Source organism: Sphingomonas bacterium, from assembly GCF_903643065.1.
Lineage (GTDB): Bacteria > Pseudomonadota > Alphaproteobacteria > Sphingomonadales > Sphingomonadaceae > Sphingomonas.
Genome location: NZ_CAHJWX010000011.1, coordinates 1 through 18298, shown reverse-complemented (window position 1 = coordinate 18298; position 18298 = coordinate 1). Strand labels below are relative to the sequence as shown.

Below are 18298 nucleotides of genomic sequence, written 5' to 3'. Positions count from 1 at the left end.
CGCGCCTTCGGCCGGCGGCGCGGCCGGCGCTGGGGCGCGCGCGTGCTCGATCTCGACATCGTTCTCTGGTCGGGCGGCTCCTGGCGTTCGCCGGGGCTGACGATCCCGCACCCCGCCTTTCGCGACCGCCGCTTCGTGCTCGATCCGATGGTCGCGCTGGCCCCCCGCTGGCGCGATCCGGTGACCGGCCTGACGATCCGCCAGCTCGCCGCGCAGTTGACCCGGCGCCGCCCGCTGCCTAGCTGACCCATGCGCTGTTGGGGTCCGTAGCTCAGTCGGTAGAGCAAGCGACTTTTAATCGAGAGGTCCCGGGTTCGAACCCCGGCGGACCCACCAGCTGTTTGTTTTCGAACCGGCGCAGCTCGCCCGACGTCGGGCGTCGCATGATGTGTTCACACATTAAATAGATAGACTAGCCGAGATCGACCGCATCGCTCGCCTTGGCCAGCGCGCGGTAGTGGTGAAGCAACGGTTCCGTGTAGCCGTTCGACTGGTCCATGCCCTCGAACACCAGCGCCTTGGCGGCGCGGAACGCGAGGCCGGGGCCATCTGGCGCCAGGAGCGGCCGATAGCGCGGATCGGTCGCGTTCTGCGCGTCCACCTTGGCCGCCATCCGGTCAAAGGTGGCGTTCACCTGGGCGGCCGTCGCGACGCCGTGGCATAGCCAGTTGGCGATGTGCTGCGACGAGATGCGCAGGGTGGCGCGATCCTCCATCAGCCCCACGTCGTCGATGTCCGGCACCTTGGAACAGCCGACGCCCTGGTCGATCCAGCGGACCACATAGCCCAGGATGCCCTGGACGTTGTTGTCGAGCTCGCGGTCGACCTCGTCGGCCGTCCAGTTGCGTCCCGGCGCGGCGAGCGGGGGCGTCAGCAGCGCGTCGAGCGCGGTGACCGGCTCGGCCTGGCGCGCGGCCTGTCGGGCCTGGACGTCGATCCGATGGTAATGGGTCGCGTGCAGCGTCGCCGCGGTCGGGCTCGGCACCCAGGCGGTGGTCGCGCCGCTGCGCGGATGCGCGACCTTCTGGGCAAGCATCGCCTTCATCTCGTCCGGCGCGGCCCACATGCCCTTGCCGATCTGCGCCCGGCCGGCGAAGCCGCACCGCAGCCCGATCTGGACGTTGCGATCCTCATAGGCGCCGATCCAGCCCGCTTGCCTGATCTCGCCCTTCGGCATCACGGGGCCGGCCTGCATGATGGTGTGGATCTCGTCTCCGGTACGGTCGAGAAAGCCGGTGTTGATGAAGACGACGCGGTTCCTCACCGCGTGGATGCAGGCGGCGAGGTTGGCCGAGGTGCGGCGTTCCTCGTCCATGATCCCGACCTTGATCGTGTGGCGCTCAAGCCCGAGCAGGTCCTCGATCGCGTCGAACAGCCGGTCGGTGAAGGCGACCTCGTCCGGCCCGTGCATCTTCGGCTTGACGATGTAGATCGATCCCGCGCGGCTGTTGCGAAAATGGCCGAGACCCTTGAGGTCATGCAACGCGATCAGGCTGGTGACGATGCCATCGAGAATGCCTTCCGGCGCCTGGCCGCCATCCGGCAGGAGGACGGCCGGCGTGGTCATCAGGTGACCGACCGTGCGGACGAACAGCAGGCTTCGTCCGGGCAGGGTAATCGGCGCGCCATCCGCCCCCGTATAGGCCCGATCTGGGGCCAGGGTCCGGATCGCGGTGTGTTCGCCCTTGCTGACGCTCGCCTGGAGATCGCCCCGGATCACGCCCAGCCAGTTGGCGTAGGCGGCGACCTTGTCCGCAGCGTCGACGGCCGCGACCGAATCCTCGAAATCGACGATCGTGGTCAGCGCCGATTCGAGCAGGATATCGGCGATCCCGGCGGGGTCGTGCCGGCCGATCGGGTGATCGCGGTCGATCACCAGCTCGATGTGGAGCCCGTGGTGCCGGAAGAGGAGGGACCGGGGCTGATCGGGCTCGCCGGTATGACCCACGAAGCTCGTCTCATCCTTGAGCGCCGTGTAGGCGCCCGTTGGTCCTCGGCGGATGCCAAGCAGCAGTCGTTCCGGGTCGGCGTCCGTCCGCGTGGCCCCGTCGCCGGTCAGCACGCGGAGGTCGGTCAGGTCGGCCCAGCGCATGCCGGTCAGCGGCAGCACCTCATCGAGAAAGGCCTTGGTCCAGCCGACCACCTGGTTGCCGCGCGCCCGGTCGTAGCCGCCGGCCGGCGGAGCGCCCGCGACCGCATCGGTCCCGTACAGCGCGTCATACAGACTTCCCCAGCGCGCATTGGCCGCGTTCAGCAGGAAGCGCGCGTTGAGCACGGGCACCACCAGCTGCGGCCCGGCGAGTTGGGCCACCTCTTCGTCGACCCGGTCGGGCGCGATCTCGAACGGCGCCGGATCGCTCACGAGATAGCCGATCGAGCGCAGGAACGCCTGATAGTCTCCCTGCGCGATCGGCCGGTCCGGGTGCCCGCGATGCCACGCGTCGATCGCGACCTGCATCTCGTCGCGAGTCCCGAGCAGGGCGGCGTTCTCCGGTGCGAAGCGAGCGAAGAGCGCGGCGACGCCGCTCCAGAACGGCGCCACTTGCAGACTGGTGCCCGGAAGGGCGCAGCCCTCGATGAACGCCGCCAGCCGCGCGTCGACGAGCAGACCCGCGCGTTCCACCATGCTGCTCACGACATGCTCCTCAAGCTGTTCCCGGCGTCAACGGCTATCGGCGTCAGGCCGATGGCCGGTATTCGGGATAGTCGATCCCGTCGAACCCGGGCACCACCACCGCCTCCGGGCGATTGCCGTTCGCGGCCAGCTGATCGATGATGAACTGCGCGCCGGCGTTCGCGAGCTGCTGGCCGGGATCCTCCATGACGAACCGGAGCCGCGTGACATAGGCCCGGCGATCGTCGCCCGAGCGGACCGTCGGCAGCTCCGCCAGCGTCGCGGTGGTCGCGTCGACCACCGGCGCCGCTTCGATGCGGCGCTGGAACGCCGGATAGTCCCGGTACATCAATCGGCCGAGCTCGGCGGTCGTGCGCGTGCTGAACCAGACCTGCCGGAACTGCGCCTCCGCCTCGGCGGCGCCCTCCGGCGAGGACAGTTGGTCGAGGCCGAGCACCGGCGCGTGAGGGGCGATGTAGAGCTTGTCGGGGTCGAGCCGCTCCCCGGAGGCTCGCCACAGCAGATGGCACATGCTGTTGGTCTGCCAGGTCAGCCCGGCGGTCGGTCGCCCGGCGCGGCCGGTGACGATCACCATCAGCCGCGTCCAGTCAAAGGCCTGCTCGCGCAGCCAGCGCGACACGCGATAGCCCGTATCGAGGAAGACGAGCGCGAAGGTGGCCGCCATCATGTCGTTCATCGCCACCGGCAGGTCGGCCAAGTCGGTGCGGTCGAGAAAATGGTCCCGGCACCAAGCCATCGTGAAGCGGTCCGGGTCGGACAGGCCGCGCGTCACCGCGTCGACCGTGGAGGCGCAGCTATAATCCACGAGCGCGGCGATCTTCTCCTCGCGCCCGCGCCAGGCCTCCACGGCGGCCACGTCGCGCCAGTAGCCGGCCGAGTTCACCGCCCGAACGCGGATGGCCCGGTCGACGAGGCGCTCCGCGTCCCGCCGCCAATCGGGCTGGTCGAGGTCCTTGAGCTGGATCAGGTACGGCACCGCGACGCCGAGATGGGACACGGCGGTGATCTCGATGAACCCGCGGGTCGTCTTGCGGAAGCTCTCCACCAGCGGTGGCCTGCCGCCGCCCGGGAAGATCACTACATCGCTACCGGTGGTCACCAGCAGCGGATCGTCCGACGACCGCTCGCCATACCGGGCATTCAAATGCGCGCCGATGCTGTCCGCGTTGGCGGTGTACGCCTCGTAGAGCGCGCGAAACTCGGGATCGGGACTGTAGGGCACGCGACAATTCCTGGCGGGAGGCTCAGATCAGCAGGCGATAGACGACCATGTCCTGCCGGAAGCGGACGGCGGCGGTCAGGCTGTTCGAGACGACCAGATAGCGTTCGCCGCCGGCCTCGAACACGGAGGCATCGGTGCCGCCGAACGTCGCGAACCGGTCGACCTCGTCGAAGCCGCCATCGCGCCAGCGATAGATCTGCGAGACGAGGTCGGTCTTCGGGTCCTGCGGCGAGCCTTCGATGAAGCAGACGCGGGCGAGATGGAGCGCGTCCGCCGTGCGCACCAGAGCGAACTCGCGCCCGCCGGGTCCGCCGAGCCGTCGCGGCTCGACGAAGCGCTCGCCGTCCCAGCGCATGACCACGCTGTCGCCGTCGATCGCCGCGACCGCGAGCCAGCGTTCGCCGTCCTGCTCGAAGAAGCAGAACGCGCGGCCGCCATGCTCGGCGAGCACCTGCACCGGCTCGAAGCGCGAGCCGTCCCAGCGATAGAGCAGCGAAGGTGACGTATGGTCGGCATAGGCGAGGAAATGCTCGCCGCCGATGACGAACGAGGCGAAATTATAACCCCAACCCCCATCGAGCGTCTGAAACGGCTCGAACCGTTTGCCGTCCCATTCGAAGATGGCGGACTGGCGCGGATGCCGCGCGACCGCGCTTGGGATCGTCACGCCCTGCGCCAGCGCGAGGAAGCGCCGTCCGCCGACCTCGAAGAAATGCCACTGTTTGCCGGCGAAGGTCGGCACCTCCTGGAACGGCGCCCACTTTTCATCCTCCCACCGGAAGATGCGGGAGGCGACGTTCAGGTCGTAGGGATCGTGGCCGGCGCGAACGCTCGCGGTGGCCAGGAACAGCGCACCGTCGATGGCGAAGGTGATCGCGTCCTCGCCGCCGGGCACGGGCAATCGACCCGTCTCGGCGAAACCGCTTCCGTTCCAGGCGAACAACAGGAGATCGGTGTCGCTGTCCCCGCCGTTCATGTGCGCCGGGCGATCCGCGACGTCGACGGCGAGTTGGGGGACCGCGAGCTTCACCACGCCGTCCTGCTCGAAGACATAGGCCGCTCGCGCGCCCGAGGTCGGCAGCCGCTGCACCTCCACGAGCAGGGGCGCCCCCGTCGCCGCGTCGTCCTGCGCCATCTGCACTCTCCCGGCGTCGCCCATGCGGCGATCAGGAGCCTGATCGCATCAGCGCGTCCCATTGCGCAATTTCAAACAAAGGGTGCGATTGATGGGGCGGCACGATCAGTCGGATGCCGGCTCGACCCGGCCCCGACATTCGCCAAAGCCGATCGGCACATATCCGTCCGCTTCAGCGCGGGCGGTGAAGACGATCTCGTCGCCATCCTCCAGGAAGGTGCGCGTCTCGCCGCCCGGAAGCGACATCGACAACGTGCCTCCCCGCGAGATTTCGAGCAGGCTGCCGAAGCTTCCCGCGTCGGGACCGGAAAGGGTGCCGGTGCCGAGCAGGTCGCCGGGGTGAAGGTCGCAGCCGTTGGAGGCGTGGTGGGCGACGATCTGCGCGATCGTCCAATAGGCGCTGGTCATCGGGCCACGGCTGAGGCGGTGCACGGCATGGCCGGCGGCGCGCATCGCGGCGGTGGTCAGGCCAACGCTCAGCGTGATCGCGAACGCGCCACCTGCCTGATCGGCCGCGTCGAGAAGGTAGGGCAGCGGTTCAGGGTCGCCCTCCGGCCGCGCGGGCTGCGCGAGGCGGAACGGGGCGAGCGCCTCGGCGGTGACGACCCAGGGCGAGACGCTGGTCAGGAAGTTCTTGGCGAGGAAGGGGCCGAGGGGCTGATACTCCCATGCCTGCAGGTCGCGCGCCGACCAGTCGTTGAGCAGCGACAGGCCGACGATGTGCTCGGGCGCCCGGCCGATCGGGATCGTGGCGCCGAGCGCGTTGCCCGGGCCGATCCACACGCCCATCTCCAGCTCATAGTCGAGCCGGCGCGACGGGCCGTATTCGGGCGCGGGGGCATCCGGTGCCTTGCGTTGGCCCTTGGGGCGGATCACCGGCTGGCCCGAGGCGCGGACGGAAGAGGCGCGGCCGTGATAGCCGATCGGCACCCATTTATAGTTGGTCAGCAGCGGGCTGTCGGGCCTGAACTGGCGGCCGACATTCTGGGCATGATGGATGCCGACATAGAAGTCGGTGTAATCGCCGATCGCGGCGGGCAGGTGCATGACGCAGCCGCTGGCGGAATGGAGCGCCAGCCTGGCGCGCTGGCGGTCGTCCGACAGCAGCCGCGAGACGGCGCGGCGCAGGGCCACGCGGTCGTCACGCGGCAGCGCGAACAGCGCGTTCAGCGTCGCCGCCGAGAGCGCGCTCCCGGCCGCCTCGGGCAGGAGCGCCGTGGTCGCCTCCAGGTCGAGGATCATGTCCCCGATGGCGACGCCGGCGCGCGGCCGCCCGCTCGGCGGCGCGAAGATGCCGATCGGCAGGTTCTGGATCGGGAAGTCGGCATGGCCGTCCGCGCCCGCCACCCAGCTCGTCAGCGCCGGATCGTGCGTTTCGTCGATCCCGCTCACCGTCGCGTGGCCGCCATGGTGCACTCTCCCGAACTCGTTTCAATTGTAACCAATCTGTTCCTTTGCCGGCGTCGTGTCAATCGGACCGCCGGTGGCGGCGGTCGTGGCCGCTTCCGGCCGGGCGACGAGCGCGACCTGGACGAGGTGCCTGAACTGCGCCACCAGCGCGCTCTGCTCGCCAGCCCGACAGGCGAGCACCAGCTCCGTCACCGCGTCATCGTCGTCGATCGGTCGGAAGACGACGTTCGGCACGTGGATGCAGCGCAGCTCCGCCGGCACGATCGCGATCCCCAATCCCGTCCCGGCGAGGCCGACCATCGTCGACGCCTCGCTCGCTTCCTGAACGATCTCCGGGGTGAACCCGCGCCGCTCGCATGCCCTGATGAAATGCTCGTAGATGCCGACGCCCGACTTGGCGGGATAGAAGATGAGCGGCGTGCCGCGCAGGTCGGCGAGCGTTAGCGACTCGCGGGACGCGAACTCGTGGTCGTGGCGCATCGCCGCCATCAGGGGATCGCGGAGCAGCCTCGCCAGCGAGATGTCGCTCGGCGAGACGATCTTGTGGCCGCGCACGATCCCGATATCGATCTCGCGGTTGCGCAACGCGATCAGCTGCGCCGAGGACGAGATCTCGCGCAGCGTGACGTCGACCGCCGAATAGCGACGTCGGAAGGCGCTGATGATCTCCGGGAAGAAGGAGAGCAGCGACGACGCGGAGGTGAAGCCGATCTGAAGACGCCCGGCATGACCGGAGGCGATCTCACGAACCTCGGCCAACCCGCGATCCAGTCGCTCCAGCGTCGCCTTGGCATGCTCGCGGAAGACCTGTCCGACCTCGGTGAGCGCGACGCGCCGCTGCGTCCGGTGAAATAGCTGACCGCCGATTTCAGCCTCCAGACGCTGGATCGCGACGGACAGCGGGGCCTGCGTAATATTGAGCCGTTCGGCCGCGCGCCGGAAATGCAGCTCGTCGGCGAGCACCGTGAAATAGCGAAGCTGACGCAAGTCCATTGATACGTCGCTCCCATCAATGCGCCTTCATCATTGAATTAGCACGAAACGAAGAACGGGCTCAATCTTGCCCGGGCTTGAGAAGAGGTGCCGGCAAACGGCGCGTCGAGCCTGGCGAGAGGAGGAAGGGATGGCGACCGAACCAGCGCACGGACCCGTCGGCGGATCGCCGGTCATGGCGTCGCTCGCGGTGGGACGGCCGGTGCTCTCGCTCGGCGTGCGGTTCTCCCGCAGCCCCGACATCGCCCGCATGGCCGCCGCCGCCGGCTATGGCGTCCTGTGGATCGATCTGGAGCATAGCGGCATGCCGATCGACTGCGCCTGCCAGATCGCGGCGACCGGCCACGATCTCGGGCTGGCGAGCTGGGTCCGCGTGCCCGAACGGGAACTCGGCGTGATCGGTCGGCTGCTCGATGGCGGCGCGACCGGCATCATCGTTCCCAAGATCGAGACGGTCGAGGAAGCCCGCGAGGTCGCCCGGTTCTGTCGGTTTCCGCCGGCCGGGGCGCGGTCGCAGATCGCGCAGCTGCCGCAGTTCGGGTTCCGCCGCATGGCGCCGTCCGAACTGACGGAGCGAAGCAACGCCGCCACCGTGGTCCAGATCCTGATCGAGAGCGCGGCCGGCATCGCCAACGCGGACGCGATCGCGTCGGTGCCGGGCGTGAACCTGCTCGGGATCGGCATGAACGACCTGACCGCCGATCTCGGCTGCCCCGGCGATCCGCAGGACCCCCGCGCGCTCGAAGCCTGCCGAACGGTCGCGGCGGCGGCCGCGCGGCATGGCAAGCTCGCGGTGGTCGGCGGGGTCGGCGATGCCGAACGCTTCGCCGCCGTCCTCGCGCTGGGCTTCGCCCCGCTGATCTTCGCCGCGATCGATACCGAGCTGCTGGCCGGAGGACTCGCCCAACGCGCGGATAGCTGGCGCGGCCGACTTGCTCCCTCACCCGACAGGACCCACCCGTGACCGATCAGTCCGAACCCCTGGTCTCCACGCCGATGCGGGCGGCGGACACGCTCCAGCGGCCGAGCTTCGCGATGCCGGAGGGGGCGTGTGACACCCACATCCATGTCTTCGGTCCGCTCGATCGCTACCCGTCGGTGCCGCATCCTCATTACACGCTGCCGGATGGCAAGCTCGATCAGTTCCGCGCGCTGATGGGCGTGCTCGGGCTCGACCATTTCGTCATCGTCCAGCCGAGCTTCTACGACACCGACAACCGCTGCCTGCTGGACGTGCTGGAGCGCGCGGGCGACATCGGCCGGGGCATCGTCATGATCGAGCCGGACCTGCCGGCGAGCGAGCTGGAGCGGTATCACGCGCTCGGCGTCCGCGGCGTGCGGCTGGACCTGTTCAAGCGCGCGTCGCTGCCACGCGACCAGATCGAGGCGTATGTGCGGGCGATGGCGGCCAAGGTCGCGCCGCTTGGCTGGCACTTGCAATTCTACGTGCCGGGATGGCTGGTCCGCGACCTGATCGGGTTCCTGGCGACGCTGGAGATCGACTTCGTCGTCGATCACATGGGCTACATGCTCGCAGAGGACGGCCTGACCGAGGCCGACTTCGCGCGACTGCTCGATCTCACCCAAACCGGGCGAGCCTATCTGAAGCTGAGCGGTCCCTATCGGATCGCCAGGCAGCGCGGCTACGCCGCGGTCGAGGGCTTGGCGAAGATGATCGTGGCTGCCGCGCCCGATCGCGCGATCTGGGGATCGGACTGGCCGCACATTCCCGATTCGACCCGCGACACGGGCGAACTGCTCAACCTGCTGAACGTCTGGGCACCGGACGCGGCGGTCCGCCACAAGATCCTGGTCGACAATCCCGCGCGCCTGTTCGGCTTCGGATCGTGACGGAAAACGGCGGTTCACGCCCTTGGCGGGACCAGGATCGCCACAGGACACATGCCGTTGCCCAATGAGCGGGTGAGAATGACCAAGAGATCGCAGCCGACGAACTCGGCGGAGCGACGAGTTTAGGAAGGACAGGACATGAGGCTCGGTAGGCTATCCGCCGCGATCACCGCTCTGGCCAGCGTCGCGTGGAGCACGCTGGCGCAGGCGCAGGTAGCCGGTGATGCTACCCAGGGCCCTTCCGAGCAGACCGGCCTCGCCGACATCGTGGTCACGGGCACCAAGACCGGCGCGCAGGCGCTGCAGCGCACCCCCGACACGGTCTCGGTCATCGGCGGCGATCTGATCGCCAACCAGGGCCTGAACAACATCCGCGATGTCGCGACCTATATTCCGAACCTCACCTTCACGCGCTCGACGTCGCAGGCGATCATCACCATCCGCGGCATCGGCAGCAACAACGTCAACGCCGGCTCCGATCCGGACGTCACCACGCAGGTCGACGGCGTCTATATCGCGCGTCCGGTCGGCCAATGGTCCGACTTCCTCGATGTCGAGCGGCTGGAGGTGCTGCGTGGCCCGCAAGGCACGCTGTACGGCCGCAACGCCGTCGGCGGCACGATCAACGTCATCTCGCGCACCCCCGCCACCAGCTTCGGCGGCGAGGCCCGCGCAACCTATGGCAATTACAACGACGCGGAAGGCGAACTGTACCTCACGGGGCCGCTCGCCGGCGATCGACTGCGCGCCAGCATCGCGCTCGATTACCGCCGGCACGACGCCTATCTGAACAACATCGTGCCCGGCGTGCACGATCTCGGCAACGCCAATCGGGGCGGGGCACGGGTTCAGCTGCGATGGGAGCCGGCGTCCGACATCGACGCCACGACGCGGGCCGACTATGCGAAGGTCCACAAATACTATGACGGGTTCCAGAGCCTGTTGGCCCCCACGAGTCTGGCGGCGCGCCCGTTTGTCGCCCCGCTCGCCAATTCGGAGGTCGGCAATTACAGCAACGTCGCGATCAACAACGACAATCCCTTGTCTCAGAAGATCGGCGGCGTGTCGGAGGACGTCAACTGGCATCTGGGTGGCGGCTTCACCATCAAGTCGCTGACGGCGTATCGGGCGCTCCGTTCGCTGATCTATGGCGACAGCGACTCGACCGAGGTCTTTGGTCAATATCTGCGGTCGAGCGAGACCGAGCATCAATTCTCGCAGGAGCTGAACCTCCAGTATAATCAGGGACCGCTCAAGGCGGTCGGCGGGCTCTATTATTTCGGCGACCGGGACGAACAGCACCAGCAGGTGCAGGTGCCGCCCAGCGTGATCACCCCGCCGGTCGCATCGTTCACCCAGGCCGCGCAGCCGGTGATCCGGACGAACTCCTACGCGGCGTTCGCCCAGGGCGTTTACGAGTTTCTGCCCCGCCTCTCGCTCACGCTCGGCTTACGCTACACGACCGAGAACAAGCGCATCGACCAGCGCACCTCTCGCAATGTGCCGTACAATGGCGGCCTGATCGCCACCAACCCGCCGCCATTCAGCCTGCGTCGGACCGATCACGCGTTCACCCCCAAATTCGGTCTCGACTATCAGGCGACGGACAGCATCCTGCTCTACGCCTCGATCACCCGGGGCTATAAGAGCGGCGGCTTCAACTTCAGCAGCGCCACGCCGGTCGGCGCCGCCTTCGATCCGGAGCAGCTCTGGAGCTACGAGGGCGGGATCAAGAGCGAATGGCTCGATCACCGCCTGCGTCTGAACCTGACCGGTTTCCACTACGACTATACGAACCTGCAGGTGCAGAACCTGCTCGGGCCCGGCAACCAGAACATCGCCAACGCCGCCAGCGCCAAGGTGAACGGCGTCGAGTTCGAGTTCGTGGCGAAGCCGGCGCGCGCGTTCCAGTTCGCCGGCAACGCATCGTATCTGGACGCCACCTACCAAAGCTATCCTCGCGCCGCGCTGCCGGCCGGGTATTTCAATTTCGTCCCGGTGGCCAGGCGGAGCTGCACGAGCCTTGCCCCGCCGGTATGCTTCACGGACGCGAGCGGCAACCACCTGTCGAGCGCGCCGCGCTTCTCCGGCTTGCTGGCCGCGGACTACACGCCCGAGGTCGGCGCGTTCCGCTTCGGCGCGCATCTCGATTTCGCCTTCCGGTCGCGCACCTATTACGACGCGTCAAACAACCTCTTCTCGTCGCAACCCGCGCTCGGGCTGTTCAACGCGAACCTCAGCCTGGGCCCGCCGGGCGAGACCGCATGGCGCCTCGAGCTGTTCGCGAAGAACCTGACCGACAGGAAATATTACCAGGTGATCTCCGGGTCAGGACAGGTCCCGGGCGGGATCATCGGCGATCCCCGCACCTATGGTGCGCGCATCGGCTATCGTTTCTAGGAGGAACGGGTGCGCGCTGGATCAACAACCGGGCCGTCCCTCGATCCAGCCGCGCGGCGGTGGCAGCCGATCGTCGGCCTGTGCGGGCTTGTGGCGATGCTGGACGGCTTCGATACCCAGGCGATCGCGCTGGTGGCGCCAGATCTCGCCCATCGCTGGGGCATCGACGCGACCAGCTTCGGCCCGATCTTCGGCGCGGGGCTGCTCGGCGGGCTCGTGGGCGCCATCCTGCTCGGCAACGTCGCGGATCGCATCGGCCGCAAGCCGACGCTGCTCCTGGCCGTGGCGCTGTTCGGCGGGGTGACCTGCTTGACGGTCCTGGCGAGCGGGATGCGCCAGCTGCTGCTGCTTCGACTGGTCACCGGCCTGGGTCTGGGCGGAGCGCTGCCCAGCATGATCTCGATGGCGGCGGAGAGCGCGCCGGCGCGGCTGCGCACGACGGTGGTGGCGACGATGTTCTGCGGCTTTCCGATCGGCGCCATCCTGGCCGGGGTGGCGGCCGCGCTGCTTGTCCCGGCTTATGGCTGGAAGAGCCTGTTCGTCGTGGGCGGGATCGCGCCGCTGATCCTGCTGGGGCTGCTGGCGGCGTTCCTTCCCCGATCGCGAACCGGGCCGGCGACGTTGCTGGCGAGGACGGACCGGGATCGGCGCCTCGTCCCGGGTGTGAGCCGGCTGTTCGCGGACGGGCTCGCGAGCCGGACCCTGTTATTGTGGTGCGCCTTCTTCTGCAGCCTGCTCCTGTCCTATTTCCTCGTGAACTGGATCCCGCTGCTTGCCGGCCGATCCGGGATCGATCCTCGTGCCGCCGTGCTCGCGGTATCGGCGCTGAACGCCGGCGGCGTGATCGGGTGCATCGGCATCGGCCTTCTCGCCGACCGGCTTGGCCGTACCAGGATCATCGGCGTCGCGTTCCTCGCCGGCGCCGTCGCCGTCGCGCTCGTCGGGCGCGGAGGCGCCTCAAGCATGTGGCTGCTCTCGATGGCTGCGGTCGCCGGCTTCTTCAGCATCGGGGCGCAGATGGCGACGGTCGCGGTCGGCGCGGCGCTGTATGAGGCCGCCGTGCGCGGGACGGGCGTGGGTTGGTCGATGGGCATCGGCCGGGTCGGTGCGCTGCTTGGACCGGTGATCGGTGGCGTGCTGCTCGGCGCGGGCATCGCCGGGCCCCTGCTCTTCGCGTGCGCCGGCGCGGTCTCGGCGCTTGCCGCGGTCGCGATCTTCGCCTTGGGCAGGGCGGGCGCGTCCCGGTGAGGCTCGGCCAGGCGCCGCGGCGCGGCGTCGACCGCGATCATCCCGTATCCTCGATGCCGCCCTGTCCAACCCCAAAAAGGTCTCCCTGCCATGATGACGCTGGATCTCGCCGAACGGATCGCCGCCGCCGCGCTCGATCATGGTTCCAGGCTGAGCCTGCAACCGCTGACCGTGGCCGTCCTCGACGCCGGCGGTCACCTGGTGATCCTGAAGCGTCAGGACGGGTCCGGCATTCTTCGTCCAGCCATCGCCGGGGGCAAGGCCTGGGGTGCGCTCGGCATGGGGCACGGGAGCCGCATGCTCGCGAAACGGGCCGAAGCGGCGCCGGCCTTCGTCAATGCGCTTGCCAGCGCCTCGGACGGCCGCATGATCCCCGCCCCCGGCGGCGTGCTCATCCGCGACGAGCATGACCGGGTGGTTGGCGCGATCGGCATCAGTGGCGACACGTCCGACCATGACGAGGCATGCGCGGTGGCCGGGATCGCGGCGGTCGGCATGGCGGCCGATACGGGAGAAGGCCATTGATGAGCAGGCGCTCCACGGGCCGTGGCTTTACGGTGACGAGCCCCCGTTGATGTTCAACCGCCGGCGATCGGCGACAGCGGCAGCGCCAGGGTGGACCCCGCCCGGCCGAGATCGACCGTCCAATGCTGGCCGGCCAGCGCCGGGCTGGCGAAATGCGCCTTGTCCGATCCCGCGATCACCAGCCTGATCCGCGACCCCTGGGCGAACACATGCGAGATCGGCTGGAGCCGGATCGCGATCCGGGTGCGGCGGCCGGCCGTGTCGGTCAGCCTGTCCCGCGCGAGGTCCGAGTGCGACGGCGCGACGCTGCGGTGATCGACGGGCCCGATCGCGCTGTGCGACGCCCGCACCACGCCCTCGGTCACGTACAGCGACGCGCCCGAGGGCTTCACCTCCTCCAGATAGGCGAAGTAATCGGCGTCCGGCGCCGTGTTGGTGACGATGAGGTCGAGCACGGGATAGCCGGTCAGCTCGACCGCCGCCGGCAGCGCCGCCCCGGTGAACGACAGCAGCTCCGCGTCGGCGCGGCCGCGATCCGCGTAGGTGACCGGCCCGCCACCCAGCGTGGTGTTCCAGCGTGATTGGTCCCCGGTCCGCGCGTCGCCGGTCGGCACGTGGTCGAGCGTGTCCGCCCCCGCGCACGGCCCGGCGGCGAGCGTGGCCGCCCTGGTCAGGCACAGGGTCGTCCCCCTGGCCTGGGCCGGCCAGGTCGCCGCCGACCGCCACCGGTCGACGCCGGTCGTGAACCAGCGCACGCGCGGCTCGCGCTGATAGCCGTTGTCCATGCCGGCGACGTAATGATCGAAGAAGCGCAGGATCTCGGCGTCGGCGTCGAAGCTCGACGCGGTGGGCGTGGCGACGCCCGGCTCGTAGAAGGAGCGCACGCCATGGTTTGATGACGGCACGATCAGCCGACGCTCCGGCGAGCTGCTGTTCTGGAACCGCTCGATCGCACCGTTGGCATAACCCGAATCATACCAGCCGGAGATGGCGAGCACCGGCGTGTGGAGCTGGTCGATCGACCGCCGGTAGATCGCCGGGTTGGGCCAGGTGGTCGGGCCCGATCGCGACGGGTCGTCGCGGAAGTCGACCGGGCCGAGTTCGTCGCCGCTGTTGATGTTGGCCGCATGCGCGGCGATCGCCGCCGCCTTCAGCGCTCCGTCCGTGTCGCCATCGACGGGGCAGGGTCCACGCCAGTCGAGCTGTTTCAGCAGCGGCACCAGCTCGGGGTGGCCGACATCCAGCGCCCGGTCGAACCCGCCCCAGCCGGTGATGAAGAACTGGTTGCGCGCGCCGCCCGGGAAATCGAGGTCGGCATAATAGTCATAGCCGCCCGAGATCGGGGCGATCGCCTTGACCTTGGGATTGTGGTTGCGCAGCAGCATCTCGGCGGTGGTGCCGACATAGGAGATGCCCTCGTCGCCGACGCGGCCGTTCGACCAGGGCTGCGCCGCGATCCAGTCGACGATGCGCGAGCCGTCCGCGACCTCGATGTCCGAGAACTCCGCCGCCCGCGTGCCGAACGAGGCGCCGGTGCCGCGCACGTCCAGCACCACCACCGCGTAGCTGCGTGACGCGAAGAAGGCGATATGGGGAGACACGACCTTGCAGCTCGCCGCCTCGTCCGCGCCGATCGCGGTCGAGCGGTAATAGCGGGTCTGCTCCAGCACGGCGGGCAGGCGCTGGCCGGGGGTGAGCGGATCGGGCAGGTAGACGTCGACCGCGAGCCGGGTGCCATCGGGCATGGCGACATAGGTGGAATGCTTCACCACCGCCGCCGCCGTCGCCGGACGCGGCGTGCCCGACCAGCTCGGCGCGTCGGGCGCCTTGGCCTGGGCGTGCACCCGGCTGCCGGGCGCGGCCACGCCGAGCGCCAGGCCGAAGAGCATCAACGCGCGAGCGATCGACATGAAAACCCTCATTCGGGGCGGGTCGCCGCCCAAGGCCGGTTAGAAGGCGACGCGCCCGGTCAGCCCGATCGTGCGCGGCCGGATGCGAAACGCATATTGCGGGGCGGCGGGAAAGACGCCGCCGACGAGGAAGGCCGGCGCGGCCGACCGTTTCCCGTCGCTGTCGAGCAGGTTGCGGCCGAAGATCGTCACCTCGACACCGTGGTGGACGATGCCGGCCCGCACGTCGAACGTGCCATACTCGCCAAAGCGCAGGCCCTGCGACGCGAAGTCGGTGTAGGATGCGCCGACATACTGGCCGCTGGCGCGGATGAAGGCGGCGTCGTCCTTGTAAGTGAAATTCAGCTGCGCATAGGCCGATCCTTGCGCGCGCGGCGAGGCGGGCAGGCGGTCGCCGTCCTTGGCGCCGACGACGCTCCCTCCGATCGCCGAGGTGCGGACCAGGGTGGGCGCGTCCCGGGTCAGCGCGGCGTTGTTGAGCGACAGCGAGCCGCCGAGGTCGAGCCAGGTGACGGGCTTCGCCGCCGCCTCCAGCTCGAACCCATAGACGCGCGCCGCGCCGGCGTTGCCGGTATATTCGATGTTGTTCGACAGGAGCGAGACCTGCAGGTTCTTCCAGTCGATGTAATAGCCGTCGGCGTTGATCTGCAACCGCCCGTCCAGGAGGTTGGTCTTGACCCCCGCCTCGTAGTTCCAGAGGTGATCCGACCGATAGTCGGTTGGGATGCCCGGGCCGCCCAGCCCCGCCGTCAGGTTGGCGCCGCCGATGCGGTAGCCGCGCGCCGCCTGGGCATAGACCGACAGCTGGCCGGTCGGGCGGTATTGTACGGAGAAGCGCGGATTGTAGCTGGTCTCGCGCTCCGGCAGCTTGAAGGTCACGGCGTTCGTCCCGCTCATCGTCAGCAGCAGGCCGCTCGACGTGCTGGAGATGTCGAGCCGGTTGCGCGACACGCGCAACCCGCCGGTCAGGTCGAGCTTGCGCGCGATCGTGTAGGTCGCCTCGCCGAAGCCGGCTAGCTCCTCCTGCCGGCCGGGGCTGCTCAGATTGGCGAGGTTGCTGGTGCCCAGATACGGCAGCAGCCCGGGCGCGGTGATCGTCTGGCCGCCCTGGGTGTCGGACCGCAGATAGAAGCCGCCGAACGTCCAGCGGAACGGGCCGGTGCCGTTCGACCCCAGCCGCAGTTCCTGCGTGTAGATGTCGGACGCGCCGAACTGCCGGCCCGGCGAGACGTCGTTCAGCGCCGGCAGCTTGAACGCCAGTTGCAGATAGTCGGTGTAGAAGCCGTAATCGTCGATGATGTCGACCTTGCGGCGGATATAGGTCGATGACGAGAACAGCGACACGCCGCCGAAATCATAGGTGAGGCCCAGATTGGCGAGCGCGCTCCTGGCGCGGCTGTCGCCCGCCTGCCGCTCGGTCGTCACCTGCTTGCCCGACCCGGCCGGCTGCACATACAGGCTGTCGCCCGGCGAATAGTCGCGGCTGTTCTGGTACGCGCCGGTCAGCGTCACCGACAGCTGATCGGTCGCCTTCGCGGTCAGCGCGATGCGGCCGCCATAGGTCTTGTTGCGGTTGACGTTCGACTGGTTGAGCCGGGTGTTGGCGATCCAGCCGCCCTCGTTGAAGCCATAGCCCACCGCGCGCGCCGCGACGCGATCGGTGACGATCGGCACGTTCAGCACCGCATTGCCCCATTCGGAATTGGCGCCCCGGTACGTGCCCGCGACGCTGCCCTCGATCGATCCGGACAGGCGGGTCGCGTCGGGCTTGTTGGTGATGTAGCGCACCGCGCCCGCGATCGAGCCCGAGCCGAACAGCGTGCCCTGCGGCCCGCGCAATACCTCGACCCGCTCGATGTCGACGATGCGCAGGTTGGTGGTGAGCAGGCCGGCGGTGGCGGGATCGACGGGAATGTCGTCGAACAGGATGGACACGGTCGGCTGTTTCAGCACCACGGACGCGTCGGTGGTGATGCCGCGGATCACCAGGTTGGTGGTGTTGCCGCCGCCGGTGCCCGGGTTGCTGAGGCCGGGCGTGGTCTCAACCAGGTCCTGCAACTGCGTCGCGCCGCGGCGCCGCAGCTGCGCGCCGGTCTCGGCGGTGACGCTGACGGGGACATCGATCAGCCGCTGGCGGCTCTTGTTGGCGGTGACGATGACGTCGCCGCCCGTCTCGGTCGCGGCGGCCTGCGCGGTCGTGTTGGTCTGCGCGACCGCCGGTTCCGGATCGGTGCCGCCGGCCACGCTCTGCTGGCCCGGTTCCTGCTGACTTCGCAGCACCATGACCGCCCCGGACGGCGCCGTCCGGGCGACTAGGCCGCTCGACGCGAGCAGCAGCCCGATCGCCGCGTCGGCGGTGTAGGGACCTCGCAGGCGCGGCGCCGTCTTGCCGCGCACCAGGTCGTCGGCGAAGATGATCTGCTTGCCCGACGACTGGCTGACGGTGCGCAGCGCCTGGCCGAGCGGCATCGCGGCGAGGTCGAAGGTCCGCGCCTGTGCCCAGGCGGGCGCTCCGGCCACCAGCAGCGCGACCGCGCCGGCGCGCGTCGTCGTGCCCAGACCGCGATGACCCAAATCACGAAAGCGCATGGTGGAGCCCCTTGATCGAGGGGCCTGCTAGCCTCCTCATCATGTATGACGCGCCGTCGTCACCAATCCTCAACATTTCTTGGAGCGGCGTGGATGCTCTTCAACGCCGGGCGCGGTTCGCGGCGATGACGATGTCGTCGCCGCGCCGGGTGGCGGAGACCGGCAGATAGTGCGAGACCGCGTCGACGAAGGTCGCCGTGTCGCCGGTCCGGAACACGCCGCTGATCCGCAAGGCGGCCGCGTCCGGCGCGACGACGATGCGCTGGTCGGCATAGCGGCCGACGCGCGCCGCGACGCTCGCCAGCGGCTCGTCGTCGAAGTCGAGCATGCCCGCTTCCCAGGCGCCGACCCGTCGTGGGTCGACCCGGGCCAGCGTCGCG

The 18298-nt window shown here is 69.0% G+C and carries 13 protein-coding genes, 1 tRNA gene and 1 pseudogene; 7 read left to right on the top strand and 8 right to left on the bottom strand.

Annotated elements, in window-relative coordinates; all coding sequences use genetic code 11:
• Together HUU95_RS00970 and HUU95_RS00965 are read left to right on the top strand one after the other, a co-directional pair.
• Positions 1-246: 2-amino-4-hydroxy-6-hydroxymethyldihydropteridine diphosphokinase (locus tag HUU95_RS00970; RefSeq protein WP_174278368.1), on the top strand; the 246-nt coding region annotated here is incomplete at its 5' end.
• Positions 247-260: 14 nt separating this feature from the next.
• Positions 261-336: transfer RNA gene (locus HUU95_RS00965), tRNA-Lys, on the top strand.
• 76 nt (positions 337-412) lie between these two features.
• Here HUU95_RS00965 and HUU95_RS00960 read toward each other — a convergent pair.
• The 5 genes from HUU95_RS00960 to HUU95_RS00940 form a co-directional block, all read right to left on the bottom strand.
• On the bottom strand, positions 413-2626 hold the full coding sequence (locus HUU95_RS00960; RefSeq protein WP_174278372.1) for a malate synthase G: 2214 nt from the start codon (positions 2624-2626) through the stop codon (positions 413-415).
• Positions 2627-2678: 52 nt separating this feature from the next.
• A complete protein-coding gene (locus tag HUU95_RS00955) occupies positions 2679-3857 on the bottom strand; it encodes a DUF5624 domain-containing protein (RefSeq protein ID WP_174278367.1) in 1179 nt (392 codons plus the stop codon).
• Between the two features lie 22 nt (positions 3858-3879).
• Positions 3880-4992: a hypothetical protein gene (locus HUU95_RS00950; protein ID WP_174278366.1), complete on the bottom strand. Its 1113-nt coding sequence runs from the start codon at positions 4990-4992 to the stop codon at positions 3880-3882.
• Positions 4993-5097: 105 nt separating this feature from the next.
• On the bottom strand, positions 5098-6408 hold the full coding sequence (fahA, locus tag HUU95_RS00945) for a fumarylacetoacetase (protein ID WP_438827191.1): 1311 nt from the start codon (positions 6406-6408) through the stop codon (positions 5098-5100).
• 15 nt (positions 6409-6423) lie between these two features.
• Positions 6424-7389 carry a LysR substrate-binding domain-containing protein gene (locus HUU95_RS00940; RefSeq protein ID WP_174278365.1) on the bottom strand — a complete coding sequence of 322 codons (966 nt, stop codon included), beginning with the start codon at positions 7387-7389 and terminating at the stop codon, positions 6424-6426.
• A 136-nt stretch (positions 7390-7525) separates the two neighbouring features.
• Here HUU95_RS00940 and HUU95_RS00935 point away from each other — a divergent pair, with 136 nt between their 5' ends.
• The 5 genes from HUU95_RS00935 to HUU95_RS00915 all read left to right on the top strand — a co-directional run bounded on the left by HUU95_RS00935 (position 7526) and on the right by HUU95_RS00915 (position 13419).
• Positions 7526-8359 (top strand): HpcH/HpaI aldolase family protein, encoded by an 834-nt coding sequence (locus tag HUU95_RS00935; RefSeq protein ID WP_174278364.1) that lies wholly within the window; start codon positions 7526-7528, stop codon positions 8357-8359.
• On the top strand, positions 8356-9246 hold the full coding sequence (locus tag HUU95_RS00930; protein WP_217429696.1) for an amidohydrolase family protein: 891 nt from the start codon (positions 8356-8358) through the stop codon (positions 9244-9246). The genes HUU95_RS00935 and HUU95_RS00930 overlap by 4 nt, the downstream gene beginning before the upstream one ends.
• Before the next feature lie 138 nt (positions 9247-9384).
• Entirely contained in the window at positions 9385-11646 is a 2262-nt protein-coding gene (locus HUU95_RS00925) for a TonB-dependent receptor (RefSeq protein WP_174278363.1), read from the top strand.
• Positions 11647-11655: 9 nt separating this feature from the next.
• Positions 11656-12894 (top strand): MFS transporter, encoded by a 1239-nt coding sequence (locus HUU95_RS00920; RefSeq protein WP_217429695.1) that lies wholly within the window; start codon positions 11656-11658, stop codon positions 12892-12894.
• Positions 12895-12984: 90 nt separating this feature from the next.
• Positions 12985-13419, top strand: a complete 435-nt coding sequence (locus HUU95_RS00915; RefSeq protein ID WP_174278362.1) for a GlcG/HbpS family heme-binding protein — start codon at positions 12985-12987, stop codon at positions 13417-13419.
• Positions 13420-13472: 53 nt separating this feature from the next.
• Here HUU95_RS00915 and HUU95_RS00910 read toward each other — a convergent pair whose 3' ends face one another.
• From HUU95_RS00910 to HUU95_RS00900, 3 genes and pseudogenes are all read right to left on the bottom strand, one after another.
• A complete protein-coding gene (locus HUU95_RS00910; protein WP_174278361.1) occupies positions 13473-15329 on the bottom strand; it encodes a CocE/NonD family hydrolase in 1857 nt (618 codons plus the stop codon).
• A gap of 39 nt (positions 15330-15368) precedes the next feature.
• Entirely contained in the window at positions 15369-17918 is a 2550-nt protein-coding gene (locus HUU95_RS00905; RefSeq protein ID WP_174278360.1) for a TonB-dependent receptor domain-containing protein, read from the bottom strand.
• Positions 17919-18018: 100 nt separating this feature from the next.
• Positions 18019-18298 (bottom strand): annotated as a pseudogene (locus HUU95_RS00900) (hypothetical protein); the annotation flags it as partial.